The 13,398-nt window shown below is 49.5% G+C and carries 11 protein-coding genes; all 11 read right to left on the reverse strand.

Annotation, left to right across the window (positions count from 1 at the left end; all coding sequences use genetic code 11):
• Positions 1–189 precede the first annotated feature (189 nt).
• Entirely contained in the window at positions 190–447 is a 258-nt protein-coding gene (locus KTH89_RS18605) for a hypothetical protein (protein ID WP_238722697.1), read from the reverse strand.
• A 6-nt stretch (positions 448–453) separates the two neighbouring features.
• Entirely contained in the window at positions 454–2,241 is a 1,788-nt protein-coding gene (locus tag KTH89_RS18610) for an ABC transporter ATP-binding protein (RefSeq protein ID WP_238722698.1), read from the reverse strand.
• Complete coding sequence (locus KTH89_RS18615; protein WP_238722699.1) at positions 2,234–4,003, reverse strand: ABC transporter ATP-binding protein; 1,770 nt, start codon at positions 4,001–4,003, stop codon at positions 2,234–2,236. Before KTH89_RS18615 ends, KTH89_RS18610 begins: the two co-directional genes overlap by 8 nt.
• 361 nt (positions 4,004–4,364) lie before the next feature.
• The gene (locus KTH89_RS18620; RefSeq protein WP_238722700.1) at positions 4,365–5,522 is read right to left on the reverse strand and encodes a cell wall hydrolase; all 1,158 of its coding nucleotides are present in this window, start codon (positions 5,520–5,522) and stop codon (positions 4,365–4,367) included.
• A gap of 161 nt (positions 5,523–5,683) precedes the next feature.
• Complete coding sequence (locus KTH89_RS18625) at positions 5,684–6,631, reverse strand: RluA family pseudouridine synthase (RefSeq protein WP_238722701.1); 948 nt, start codon at positions 6,629–6,631, stop codon at positions 5,684–5,686.
• A 16-nt stretch (positions 6,632–6,647) separates the two neighbouring features.
• Positions 6,648–7,205 carry a hypothetical protein gene (locus KTH89_RS18630; RefSeq protein ID WP_238722702.1) on the reverse strand — a complete coding sequence of 186 codons (558 nt, stop codon included), beginning with the start codon at positions 7,203–7,205 and terminating at the stop codon, positions 6,648–6,650.
• Positions 7,206–7,252: 47 nt separating this feature from the next.
• Entirely contained in the window at positions 7,253–8,014 is a 762-nt protein-coding gene (locus tag KTH89_RS18635; RefSeq protein WP_238722703.1) for an SDR family NAD(P)-dependent oxidoreductase, read from the reverse strand.
• Positions 8,015–8,483: 469 nt separating this feature from the next.
• Entirely contained in the window at positions 8,484–10,601 is a 2,118-nt protein-coding gene (locus tag KTH89_RS18640; protein WP_238722704.1) for a YgiQ family radical SAM protein, read from the reverse strand.
• Positions 10,591–11,295, reverse strand: coding sequence for an HAD family hydrolase (locus tag KTH89_RS18645; RefSeq protein WP_238722705.1), 705 nt, complete (start codon positions 11,293–11,295; stop codon positions 10,591–10,593). Before KTH89_RS18645 ends, KTH89_RS18640 begins: the two co-directional genes overlap by 11 nt.
• Entirely contained in the window at positions 11,280–12,005 is a 726-nt protein-coding gene (locus KTH89_RS18650) for a pseudouridine synthase (RefSeq protein WP_238722706.1), read from the reverse strand. Before KTH89_RS18650 ends, KTH89_RS18645 begins: the two co-directional genes overlap by 16 nt.
• The gene (locus KTH89_RS18655; protein ID WP_238722707.1) at positions 12,002–13,384 is read right to left on the reverse strand and encodes an RsmF rRNA methyltransferase first C-terminal domain-containing protein; all 1,383 of its coding nucleotides are present in this window, start codon (positions 13,382–13,384) and stop codon (positions 12,002–12,004) included. Before KTH89_RS18655 ends, KTH89_RS18650 begins: the two co-directional genes overlap by 4 nt.
• Positions 13,385–13,398: the final 14 nt, after the last annotated feature.

Here is a 13,398-nt window from a genome sequence, read left to right on the forward strand (position 1 = left end):
GGCCGGCTGTCAATCCCTCAATACAAAAGTCAAAAGGGGACATGTCCATTCCAGTTTGGGACATGTCCATATCGGTTTGGGACATGTCCATTCCAGTATGTCCATTACAGTAGCATCTGAACTATAACAGAGCAAGTCACCTGTATCGAATAATACCCGCAGGCGACTTGCTCTGTTTATCGCTTTTCTTTAATGCAGATTATACCATTTTTCACTGCTATCTGCGCTGGTTACCGCCGGTATAATTGTCATAACCGACTTTTCATCATTAAACTTAACCGTATAGGTTTGATATCCGCTTCCGAAACTATCGATCTTAACTTTCTTACCACTCACGACTTTATACTTTCCCTTAAAAAGCGTAGTGTCCATCCACTCTTTTTGAAGGTCCTTTTGTAAATTCGATTTTTGAACCCTACGCCATTCCCCCAGCACCGGCACCCGCACAGTCCTCTACTCCTGTGCCGCCGCAAACTGTGAGTTATACAGCTGCTCATAATACCCCCGCTTTTTCATCAACTCTTCATGCGTCCCTACCTCTTCGATATTACCGTCATGCAGCACCATAATCATATCCGCATTTTTAATCGTCGACAGACGATGGGCAATGACGAAGCTGGTGCGCCCTTCCAGCACTTTATGCATCGCGTTCTGTAACATTTTCTCAAGCCTTGTATCCACAGATGAGGTAGCCTCATCCAAAATCAGGATTTTCGGGTCCTTCAGAATCGCCCGGGCGATGGTCAGCAGCTGCTTTTCCCCCTGGGAAATATTGTTGCCCTCCTCGTTGATCATCATATCATATCCTCTTGGCAGGGTACGTATAAAATGATGGACATTCGCCAGCTTGGCGGCATTGATCACCTGATCCTTCCGGGCATCCAGCCGGCCGTAGCGGATATTGTCATAGATCGTTCCCGAGAACAGCCAGGTATCCTGAAGCACCATGCCAAAGAGCGATCTTAAATCTTCCCGTCTCATATCCCGGATATCCACGCCGTCGATCCGAATACTCCCGCCCTCCACGTCATAAAACCGAAGCAGCAGGTTGATTAACGTGGTCTTTCCGGCTCCGGTCGGGCCGACGATAGCAACCATCTGTCCAGCTTTAATTTGGGCGTCCAGATTTTGCACCACAGGCGTATCCCCATAGCCAAAAGTTACATGATCAAATGTTACATTTCCCTTAACCTGGCTCAGCTGAACCGGCGGGTCCGCTTCCGGCACTTCCTCTTCCTCCTCCAGCACCTCATAGATCCGGTTTAAGGCAGCAAAGGCCGCCTGGAGCTGTGTCGATAGCTGGGACACCTGGGACAGGGGATCGTTAATCTGCCAGATATAACGGATAAATGCCTGTAGGTTACCCACGGTAATTGTTCCGGATATCACCTGAAAACATCCAAGTACGGCGATGCTTCCAATACACAGGTACGTCGTCAGGGAAATCAGCGGATTCATCAAAGAAGATACGAACTGTGCTTTAAACGCATGTTTCTGCAGTTCATCATTGACCTCTTCAAACTGCCGGATCGAATCCTCCTGCCTTCCGAACAGCAGGATTTCATTGTAACCCCCATATAATTCCGTGATGGTTCCATTTAACGCTCCCATAGAATCCTGCTGCGCCTTAAACTGCTTCTGGCTGCGGCTTACCACGCCCCGGGTAATAAGCAGGCTGATCGGGATAATCAGAATCGAGATGCAGGCCATCAGCGGCTGAATGGTAAACATCATGGTGATAGCCAGGGCCAGCGTCAGAATTCCTGTCACAATCTGTATAAAGCTCTGCTGAAGCGCGTTGGATACCGTCTCCACATCGTTCGTGACGCGGCTTAAGATATCCCCGAATTTATGATTGTCAAAATAGCGTACCGGCAGACGGCGTATCTTGTTCTGAACCTCATTTCTCATATCATGCATGGCATTTTGAATCGAGTTCGTCAGCCAGAAAGTACCGATAATCTGGGCCAGCGTCTTGATCAGATAGATGACCAGCAGTACCGCCAGGATTCTTAAAATCACATCAAAATGCACCCCCGCGCCCGGCTCCCCCTTTAATATATGGGAGGTATCCTTCGCCAGCTGCGTCGTAATCATACCTTCCACCGTGGGCGCCAGCGTCATAGCACCCACGCCGAATACCGCCATGAACATAGCCCCTAAGAAGCTCCATTTATACGGAGCTATGAAGGGTTTGAGTTTCAGGACATTCTCAGCCATATGTTTGATTTTTTTAAGCATTGGCCAATTCCTCCTCACTTAACTGAGATAATGCAATTTCCCGATAAATCTGGCAGCCTTTCATCAGTTCCTGATGCGTTCCGATTCCTACCACACTGCCCTCGTTCAACACCACAATCCGGTCAGCGTCCACAATACTGGATATACGCTGTGCTACGATCATAACGATCGCTTCTTTCGTCTCTTTCTTAAGCTCCCCGCGAAGCTTTGCGTCCGTCTTAAAATCCAGCGCGGAGAAAGAGTCGTCAAAGATATAGACATCCGGCCGCCTTACAAGCGCCCGGGCGATGGACAATCTCTGCCTCTGACCTCCGGACACATTCGTGGCATTCTCCGTAATCAATTCCTCAAATCCACCTTTTTCCATGATAAAATCATAGGCATGGGCCACTTTGGCCGCATGGGCCACTTCTTCCATGGACGCGTCTTTTTTCCCGTAGCGGATATTCTCGGCTATGGTGCCTCCGAACAGCATAGCCTTCTGGGGAATAAAACCGATCGACTGCCTCAGCTCCTGGGCGGGCAGCTTGCGTATATCCTCACCGTTAATCAATATGCTGCCTTCCGTCACATCATAAGCCCGCGGAACCAGATTGATCAAAGTGCTTTTTCCCGACCCGGTGCTTCCTATAAAAGCAATCGTCTCGCCCCTGTTCACAGCGAAAGACACATCCTTTAGCACCGCTTCTTCCCCATCAGGATAGACGAAGGTAACATGTTCGAACCGAATCTCTTTGATATCTATTTTATTTAAATCACCGGAATCCCTATTCCCGCCTTCCGTTCCCTCTCCATGTTCGGTAATCTGCGTGGGGATGGAAGGGGTGGTTTTCAGGACCTTCGTAATTCGCCGGGCGCTGACCTGAGCCTTCGGATACATCATAAACACCAGGCAGAACAGCATTATCGAAAACATCACGTGGAACAGATAATCCATAAACGCGACCAGCTGGCCGACCTGAAGCGAATTCTGATTAATCAGAATACTGGAAATCCAGTAGATCAGCATACCGGCCAGATTCATCAGCAGGAAAAAGACCGGCTGAGTCACCGACATCAGTTTGAAAAGCCGTTTTGAAAACTTCATGTATGACAAATTCGCTTCATCAAATCTCTTCTTTTCGTAATTATCATTTGTGAATGCCCGGATTACCCGGATTCCGCTCAGATTTTCTCTTGAAATGCGGTTGATCCACTCCAGGGAATTCTGCTGGTTTTCGCTGATCGATTCCGATATTTTAGCCACGATGATTACTCCCAGAATAATAAGGGGAATCGTTGCCAGGATCACCATGGAAAGGCGCAGGGAGGCTTTCAGCACCAGAACGATACTGCTTACGATCATCACCGGCGTCATCAAAGCCGTACGCAGCAGAATATTCATAAACATCTGAATCTGGAACGCATCGTTATTGGTTCTGGTAATCAGAGAAGAGGTGCCAAACCGGTTAAACTCGCTGTGGGAAAATGTCTGAGTCTTTCGGAAAATATCATTTCGCAGATCTCTGACCACCGAAGTGGACAAATAGGCGCAGCAGTAACCCAACAGGATCGTCCCGGCCACGCCCACAAGGGAGATCACCAAAATCACTCCGCCCATCTTCCAGATATAAGCCGCATCCCGGCCCGATATGCCGCGGTCGATCATCCGGGCCACAATGGTAGGAATCCCCAGTTCCACCAGTGCAAAACCGAACACAGAGATCACATTTAACAAGAATATTTTCTTATAATTTTTCAGGTAATTCAAAATCAGCTTCATGTCATCCTACTCCCGTATCTATTGCAAATTTTACATGTATCTTATAGCATACACTATCGGGTTGGGCGATAGTCAAGTTATTTTTTCCTTGCCTCCCTAAAATGTAATAGTTAATTCTTGTTTCACCCTTTAAATTCGTGTTTGATGATTTTACTCTTACACGATTTGTGGTATGGTTTGATTGGTTAGTGGATTCCTCCATTGCAGGAGGATTCGTTTACAGCGTAAAGCGGCGCGGACTGCGAAGGTATTCCCTCCGGCAGTTCGCGCCGCAGCATGTTTCAGGATAGAGGACGTTTCCGGTCTGTGCAGACCGGCACTTCCCAGTTCCCGTTTTACATTTTTTCAACAAAATAATGAATCAGTAGAAAATGTGATTTCCAATAATCTGTCCGTCAATGCCGGGGATAACCGTTCGAAAATAAAGAGCGTCCCCTACCGTATTGGTTCCATTCATAGCATCCTGGGCTGCCTGGATGCAGCTTCCCGCCGCTCCACGCTCCAGCACCATATAGAAACGGCCGCTGGATACCGGGGTGAACTGCCGGGGCTGCGTAATGACCGCCATGACCGTATTGGGGTAAGAACTGCTGCGCACCCGGTTTAATACAACGTTGGCAACTCCGATTTTTCCTTCGTAGCTCTCCCCTCCGGCCTCGCACTCGATGATCGCAGCCAGGGCAGCCAGGTCGCTTCCCGGATCGATCACATAATCGTTATTCGGATTGTTTTTATCCTGTTCTCTGGCCCGCCGGGCTATTTCCAGTTCCTGCTCGTATTTTTGGCGAAGCTCGTCCAGCGTACCTTCCTGCTCACGGATCTGCTGCTCATACGCTTCGGCTTTCTGCTCCGCCTCCGTGATCATTCCTTTATATTGGGAGATCTTATTCGAAGTGCTGTCCACCAGTGTCTTGATTTTTTTCTGCTGTTGATCCGCCTCTTCTTTCAGGCTTTCCAGATCTGCCTGTTCCTGCGTTAGGTCGGCTTCTTTTTGGGCGATATCCGCCTTGGTCTGCTGGAATTTTTCCAGCATAGCCCGGTCGTAGGCAGCCATCTGCGTGTAATAATCCGCCCGGTTCAGAAGATCGGCCACGCCGTCCGCCTCTACGAGAATCTCCAGCATACTGGTATTTCTGTGCTCGTACATATACTGGATTCTCTTTTTCATGGCTTCGTACTGCTCTTCTTCCGTCTGTTTGGCGGCTTCCAGCTCTTCCCGGGTGATTCGGATTTCCTCTTCCTTGTCTGTAATCTGCCCGCTTAACTCCTCGATCCTATTGTTGACTTTGGACAACTCGCTGTTTAGATTATTCAGATCTGCTTCCAGACCGCCTTTCTGATTTTTCAGATCGTCGATCTGGTCCTTTGTATCCTGCAGGTCCGATTCCGTATCTTTCTTTTCCTTTTCCGTCTGCTCGATCTTATCGGATGTGCTGCTGGTCGCATATGCTGTCAGGGAGCTTATGATAAATAAAACGAATACGAGCAGCAGAGTCGCCGCCCTTTTCCATTTTTTCATTCGTTACCTCCAGTGGCTCATGAACTGCGCCATAAATTTAAGGGTTGGTGAACAATATCTGTTCCAATCCTATACTACTATAAAACAAGCGTTCTGACAAGTTTTCTGCTGAATTCTGCTCTTTGCGTACCATCCCTGAAAATGATCCGGCAGAATAAAATTCAGGAAAAATATTGGAATTCTTTCGGCTCCGGCGCTTCAAACACCCGACCGGACAGATAGGACAATTCTCCATTTATTTGCGGGAATTCCATCCTGGCGGAATGCAATAGCTGATGCGTAATCTTGTATTTTCTTTTATAAATTTGATTGATTCTGTCATCCCCATATTTGTAATCCCCGATGATCGGATGCCCGATGGAGGCCAGATGGGCGCGGATCTGATGGGAACGTCCGGTGATCAGCCGGACTTCCAGCCTGGTCCATTCTTTCGTATGAAGCAGGGGCCTGTACTCCGTCTGTATGTAGGCGGCCTGCGGCGTCTCCTGCCGCGTCACCCTGACCTGATTCGTCTGTCTGTCTTTGATCAGATACCCTTCCAGTCTGCTGGATTCAGACAGTTCCCCGCCTGTAATGCAGTGATAGAACTTGTGCAGGCTTCGGTCTTTTAAAACCAAGGACATGGCCTGCAGTCCCGGAATAGTCTTACCTGCCACGATCAGGCCGCTGGTATTTCGGTCCAAACGGTTGCAGACGGAGGGACGTACATGGCGCAGGCTCTCGATTGTGCATTGCCCGGTATCCGTCAGATAGGACAAGATATGCTCGTTCATGGAGATATCCTGGGGTTCCGCCTTCTGGGAGAGCATTCCGGCCGGTTTATTCAGTATCAGAATATGTTCATCCTCGTAAATGATGGATAGCTGGGGCTTGACATATAAAATATCCGACTTTGAAAATTTTTCCAGCGTTTCCTCGGAGAGAAACAGCTTTATTTCATCCCCTTCGGCCAGCCGCTCGCTGCCGTCCGCTTTTTTCCCGTTCAGGGTAATATTCTTTTTGCGGAGCATTTTATAGAAAAAGCTTTTCGGGGCCTGGTTCATATATTTGGCCAGCCATTTGTCAAACCGCTGCCCGGCCTCATTCGCTTTTATTTTCACTTCTCTCATATCTTCCCTATATGCCTCATAAGGAGACGGCCTTCATCGTATTTAAAACTGTATCCTGCAGCTCGGAAGGCTCTCCTTTCTCTTCCAATTGCGACAACCGTTCCAGAAAAGCGTCCAGGTCCCGGAATATTTTGATCGTCACCTTATATTTATTGCCGTTGCAGATATCCCGGATGTGTTTTTCCAACAGGGAGACATCCGCTTTTTCACTACCGGAATAACCGATCATCGTATTTCCCAGAACCGCCAGGCAGTCCAATGGCATGGTTTTCTCGTAGGATGTCATGACCATTTCATAAGCAACGGAAGACTTTTCCGCTACCGGGCTGATCTTCTCATACACTCCGGGCTCAAGGCCTTTTCTGGGCAGAATCATAATCAGGGATACCAGTTCCTTGCTGGCCGGCAGACAGCCCAGCACGGCAACCAGCGTAAACAGGTTAAGCCTGGACTTGGTTGTCACATAGCCCGCGGTAAATATTATGATGACCAGGGCGAACATAATGGACGTCTTTAGTATCTCTATCTTTTTTTGATGTTTAATATAACCGTAATCACCTTTTTGAATTTTCAATTGGAACTCCTCTTTCGTTTCAGTATTTCTGTCTATATTGTTCTATACTAAAATATAATTCCCATCAGGGATAAAAGCACTCTGTGCGGCAGGATCTTCGCAGCCAGGTGTGTGCCTTTCATCAGTGCTCCGTACACGGACATTTCTTTTCCGCAGGCGGCATCTTTTAATGCTTTGGCTACCACCTGGGGTGCCTTTGCCATCGCCAGTTTTTTTACATAAGCCGTCTGCCCTTTCTGCTCCGCCACATCGAAAAATTCCGTGTCCACCGGCCCAGGGCATACCGCAGTGACCGTAATCTTCTGGTCTCTTAACTCCCGCCCCAGCGCCCTGGAAAAACTGAGCACATAGGATTTGCTGGCCGCATAGACCGCAAAATTCGGCTGGGGCAAAAACGCTGCGGAGGAGGCCAGCTGGATAATCCGGCCGTTGGGAAGCATATAGGGCAGGCAGGCGTAGGTGACGGCCGTGAGCCCCCGGCAGTTTAACTCGATCATCCCTGCGTTATCCTGATAGGTGAGCTCCCGGAAATGCCCGATTTTTCCGTAACCTGCCGCGTTGACCAACAGCTTAATCTTCGGCTTCTTTTCATACAGGGCTCTCTCCAGGTCCCAGATCGAACGCTCTTTCGTCAAATCATAATCGAAAATACGAAGCCGTACCGGTGTCATCGATTTTAACTCCTCCAGCCGCTCCTTTCTTCTCGCAATCACCCAGATTTCCTGAAGCTTCGGATATTTTTCAGCAATCTGCCGTACGAATTCCCGTCCCATACCGGAAGACGCACCTGTTATTACCGCTATCGCCATATGAACACCTCCTGATTACTTTTTTTAGATTCCGCTTCACAGATTCAATACGCATTCATAAATTAATTAAAGTTTCCGCAATTAACTAAGTTCCACAAATTAACTACATTTTCACAGATTCATTACGCTTACATAGATTCCTTATGATTCCATAGATTCCTTGTTTAACCATAGTTCATTGCTTAACTATAGTTCATTGCTTAACCATAGTTCTTTGCTCAACTATAGTTCATTGCTTAACCATAGTTCATTACTTATTCATAGTTCCTTGCTTATTCATAGGTTATGAAATAACATATATATTATGGGGTAAATGAAATACATATTATACTGACCTATTGTTCTAAATATTTTTGTTAACCATAAATCCTATATCACACATGTAAACCATATCTATATTGACACGTAAACCAACATTACCAGCCTCATAAGTTGTCATAATATTATTATGTTAATCCATTTTCCTTATTCAGGATTTCTTTTTATGAACGTTCCGAATCGTCTTTTTATTCTGACTTTTCACCCCTTGTGTCTTTCCACCTTGGTGATCTGCTATCTGCACGTTCCCACCTGCAAGTTTACTACCAGCAGATTTACTACCAGCAGATTTACTACCGAAAGATTTACTTCCAGCAGATTTACTTCCCATACTATTACTTCCTGCAGTTCCATTTTTTGAAGCCTTCCCTGCCGAAGCTCTATTTCCCGGAGATTTCCTCCCGGAAGTATTTCTTCCCGGATTCCTTTCCCCAGCCCCCGCAGGCTTCCTGCCCTCCTGCCCGTACTTTCGCGGCCGGATCAGACAATGCTTCTCATATCCGATTAAATCGGTTCTCCCTGCAATTGTCAAGGCCTCTTCCACCAGATCGTAGTTTTTCGGGTTCCGATATTGAATCAAAGCTCTCTGCAGCGCCTTTTCATGGGGATTTACCGGCACATATACCGGTTCCTTCCTTCTGGGATCGATCCCTGTATAGTACATACAGGTGGACAGTGTGGACGGAGTCGGATAGAAATCCTGGACCTGCTCCGGCATATAGCCCAGATCCCGCAAGAATTCCGCCAGCTTCACCGCCTCCTTCATAGTACATCCCGGGTGGGAGGACATCAGATAGGGAACCAGATACTGCTTCTTCCCCAGCTTCTCGTTAATCCGGCGGTACCGGTCGGCGAAACGGACATAAACTTCATGGGACGGTTTCCCCATCTTCGCCAGCACCGCGTCGGACACGTGCTCCGGCGCCACTTTCAGCTGGCCGCTGACATGATATTCACACAGTTCCTTTAGAAAACCTTCGTCCCGGTCCGCCAGCACATAGTCAAAACGGATGCCTGAGCGAATAAACACCTTTTTCACACCTGGAATCTCACGAAGCTTACGCAAAAGCGTCCGGTAATCCGAATGATCGGCCTTCAGGTTCGGGCATGGTTTCGGGAACAGGCACTGGCGCTCCTTACAGACTCCCTTGGTCAGCTGTTTTTCACAGGAAGGCTGTCGAAAATCAGCGGTAGGGCCGCCCACATCATGGATATACCCTTTAAAATCCGGCTCCCGGGTCAGATCCTGCGCTTCCTTAAGAATGGATTCATGGCTTCTGGTCTGTACGATACGCCCCTGGTGAAAGGTCAGCGCGCAGAAATTACAGCCCCCGAAGCAGCCCCTGTTGCTGATCAGGCTGAACTTTACTTCCGCGATCGCCGGCACGCCGCCGTCTTTTTCATAAGAAGGATGATAGGATCTCATATAAGGCAGCGCGTAGATATCATCCATCTCCGTCTGGGACAGGGGCTTGGAGGGCGGATTCTGTACCACGTACAGATGATCGGAATATGGCTCCGCCAGCCGTTTTCCGGTAAACGGGTCTGTATTGCAGTATTGTGTATAAAAGCTTTCCGCATATTTCCTCTTATCCGCGGTCAGCTCCTCAAAGGAAGGCAGCAGCTCATAGTCATATACGCCGGACAGATCTTTGGTCCGGAAGACCGTCCCGTCGATATAAGTGATGTCCTTCACCGCGATTCCCGCGTTCAGGGCATCCGCGATTTCCACCACCGAGCGCTCCCCCATCCCGTAAGAGATGAGATCCGCGCCGGAATCCAGCAGTATGGAGCGCTTTAACCGGTTGGACCAGTAATCATAGTGAGCCAGCCTTCGAAGGCTCGCCTCGATCCCGCCGATGATCACAGGGGTTTTCTTATAGACCTGCCGGATCAGATTACAGTAGACCACCGCCGCATAGTCCGGCCTTTTTCCCATCACGCCGCCCGGCGTGTAGGAATCCGTGCTCCGCCGTTTTTTCGACACTGTGTAATGGTTCACCATGGAATCCATATTGCCGCCCGACACCAGGAATGCTAGCCTTGGCTCCCCGTAAACCGCGATGCTCTCTTTGTCTTTCCAGTCAGGCTGGGAAATGATACCCACCCGATAGCCGTGGGCCTCCAGAATCCGGCTGATAATCGCGGAACCAAAAGACGGGTGATCGATATAGGCGTCCCCGATAATATAGACAAAATCAAACTGCCGGATTCCTCTTGCCTCCATCTCGGCTCTGGAAACCGGCAGATAGTTCTTTTCATTGATCATGCGTTAGTACCTCATTCGTATTATGATGTGTCAGTACCTCATAGGTTTGATCAAAGATGTCGTCATAGGTGCGGATATAATAGTCGGCCAGCTGCTTTTTTTGGGTTCTTAAATGGGCGCTGAATTCATCCTCCACCGCACAAACCCGCATACCTGCATTTTTTCCGGCCAGAATCCCTTTGGGCACATCCTCGAATACCAGGCAGCTCTTTGTCTCCACCTTAAGCTCATCGGCCACCTTCAGATAGATGTCCGGAGCCGGCTTCCCCCGGGCCACGCTGCATCCGGTCAGGATCACGTCAAAAAACTCCCCCATCCGGTTCCCTTTCATCGCCGCATCTACCAGATCCATGGAATTGCTGGTGGCGATGCCGGTCCTGATATTGTGTTCTTTCAGATATTTCAGAAAGCGGAAAGCACCGTCCTTGGGCGGCACCTGGCTTTCATACTTACCCATAGCCATCCGGATCCAGTCCGCCTTAATCTCTTCCAGTGACAGCGGAATCCCGATTACCTCCTTAAAATATCCGGCTGTTTCCGTAAAACTCATACCCTCTATATCATCCTGAAGCCCTGGAGGCAGCGGAATACCGAAACGGTCCAGGTATTCGATATCTATTTCCTTCCACATCCACATGGAGTCGATCAGGGTTCCGTCCAGATCGAAAATAACCGCGTTTATTTCTTGTAGCAAAGCAATTCGTTCCTTTCCTCTTCCGTTAAATTCCGGTACTCGCCTGGCTTCAGCTCATGATCCAGCTGCAGGCTTCCCATCGAAAGTCTCTTTAAATATACCACAGTTCTTCCCACCGCTTCAAACATTCTTTTCACCTGGTGGAATTTACCTTCACAGATAGTCAGTTCCACCAGGGCACCCTGTTCTTCCGACTGAAGAATCCGCAGGCAGGCCGGAAGAGTCGGACGTTCTTCCCCTATATCGACGCCCTCCTGAAACAGCCGCGCATGTTCCTGCGTCACCGGCCCGTCGATCCTGGCCAAATAAGTCTTCGGCACATGATGTTTCGGCGACAGCAGCCGATGGGCCAGTTCGCCGTCATTGGTGATCAGCAGCAGCCCTTCCGTATCCTTGTCCAGTCTTCCTACCGGAAAGAGATCCCTGCGGCCGGAACCGGTAATCAGCCCAACCACGGTGGGATCTTTCGGGTCTTCTGTAGCCGAAACATAACCGGCCGGTTTGTTCAGCATATAATATTCAAACTCTTCATAGGCAAGCGGCAGGCCGTCCAGCGCCACCACGTCGGTTCCCGGCATCACTTTCCGGTCCGCGCCTTTTTCCACGGCTCCGTTTACCGCCACACGCCCCTGCCGTATGAAGCCCTTTACCTGGGAACGGGTCCCGCAGCCCAGGTCGGCCAGATATTTGTCCAGACGGAGCGCCTTCATGACTGCCATCTCCATCCCGGATGATATTTATTCTTCAGATTTCCGTTGGTCAGTTTTCCCCAGCCCAGCGGATAGCCGTCCACGCAGACCAGCTGCCAGGAGCCGGACGCTAAAATCGGCAGGCCGGACACATCGATGGTCTCCCCTTTCAGATATTTCCGGACCCGGATATCCTCCGACGGCAAAGAGATTATGGCCGGAAAGGCTTCCTTCTCAAGCGCCATGGCGAATGCCTGACTGGGTTCAAAACGTTTCTTTTTCAATTCGCCCAGATACAGCCCCGTTCTTAAATAGTGAAGCCCTTTTAAATCCCCCATTTCTGCGGGGAGGGCGGATATCTTCTCCTGGCGCGCTTCCAGACGTTCCAGATTAAGGCCGGTCCGCACCGGCTTTAAAAACTCTGCAAGCTCCGGGAATTCAAAGATCCTGCGGGCCTCCGAATTTTCCAAAGAAGCCTCCGAAGCGCCGGATTCATCCTTTTGCAGCAACGCCACAAAATGGCCTTCCCCGTTCATCCGGTGAGGCCAGATCCGTACGCAGCCCCGGATCTCCTCCCGTCCGCCGACCAGTTCCGGCTTGGCGGGCGCGAAACCTTCATACCGTCCGGCGATCGGTATCACATGGAAAGAGGGATCTTCCGACAGCAGATACTCGATAGTACCCTCGTCTTCTTCCGCGGAAAAGGTGCAGGTGGAATACAGCATCTGCCCGCCGGGCTTTAGCATAGCGGCCGCCTGCAGGATAATTTCCCGCTGGATCTTCGCATAGAATTCCGGCCCGTTTTTCTCCCAGCTCTTGATCATGGACGGATCCTTGCGGAACATTCCTTCCCCGGAACAGGGCGCGTCGATCAATATTTTATCAAAATAAGCGCCAAAATAACGCATCAGATTCACCGGCGGCTCGCTGGTAATCAATGCGTTCGGTATACCGAATAATTCGATATTTTTAAGCAGGGCTTTCGCCCTGGAGGCGCTGATGTCATTGGCCACCAGAAGGCCCTGACCCTTAAGCTTCACACCCAGTTCGGTCGACTTCCCGCCGGGTGCGGCGCACAGATCCAGCACCCGCTCCCCGGGGTTCACCGGCAGGATATTGGCCGGCGTCATGGCGCTTGGCTCCTGCAGGTAGTAAAGACCCGCCGAATAATAGGGATGTTTTCCCGGCTGGTCTTGCTCCTCATAATAAAACCCGTTTTCGATCCAGGGAATCCTGGTCAGATGAAACGGAGCAATTTTTAAAAACTGCTCCGTGCTGATCTTCCGGTTATTCACTCGCAAACCATACAGGCGTTTCTGTTCGTAGCTTCTCATAAATTCATCGTATTCCGTTCCCAGGATCTTCTCCATGCGCCCGGCAAACGTACTTGGTAACTGCATCCGCTTTGCTCCTA

Origin of the sequence: Diplocloster agilis (assembly GCF_019042275.1) — a bacterium.
GTDB classification, from domain to species: domain Bacteria; phylum Bacillota; class Clostridia; order Lachnospirales; family Lachnospiraceae; genus Diplocloster; species Diplocloster agilis.

Coding starts and splice junctions, on each gene's coding strand:
- KTH89_RS18610 (WP_238722698.1), bottom strand. CDS start 2,241: ATGCTTAAAAAAATCAAACATATGGCTGAGAATGTCCTGAAACTCAAA.
- KTH89_RS18615 (WP_238722699.1), bottom strand. CDS start 4,003: ATGAAGCTGATTTTGAATTACCTGAAAAATTATAAGAAAATATTCTTG.
- KTH89_RS18620 (WP_238722700.1), bottom strand. CDS start 5,522: ATGAAAAAATGGAAAAGGGCGGCGACTCTGCTGCTCGTATTCGTTTTA.
- KTH89_RS18625 (WP_238722701.1), bottom strand. CDS start 6,631: ATGAGAGAAGTGAAAATAAAAGCGAATGAGGCCGGGCAGCGGTTTGAC.
- KTH89_RS18635 (WP_238722703.1), bottom strand. CDS start 8,014: ATGGCGATAGCGGTAATAACAGGTGCGTCTTCCGGTATGGGACGGGAA.
- KTH89_RS18640 (WP_238722704.1), bottom strand. CDS start 10,601: ATGATCAATGAAAAGAACTATCTGCCGGTTTCCAGAGCCGAGATGGAG.
- KTH89_RS18650 (WP_238722706.1), bottom strand. CDS start 12,005: ATGAAGGCGCTCCGTCTGGACAAATATCTGGCCGACCTGGGCTGCGGG.
- KTH89_RS18655 (WP_238722707.1), bottom strand. CDS start 13,384: ATGCAGTTACCAAGTACGTTTGCCGGGCGCATGGAGAAGATCCTGGGA.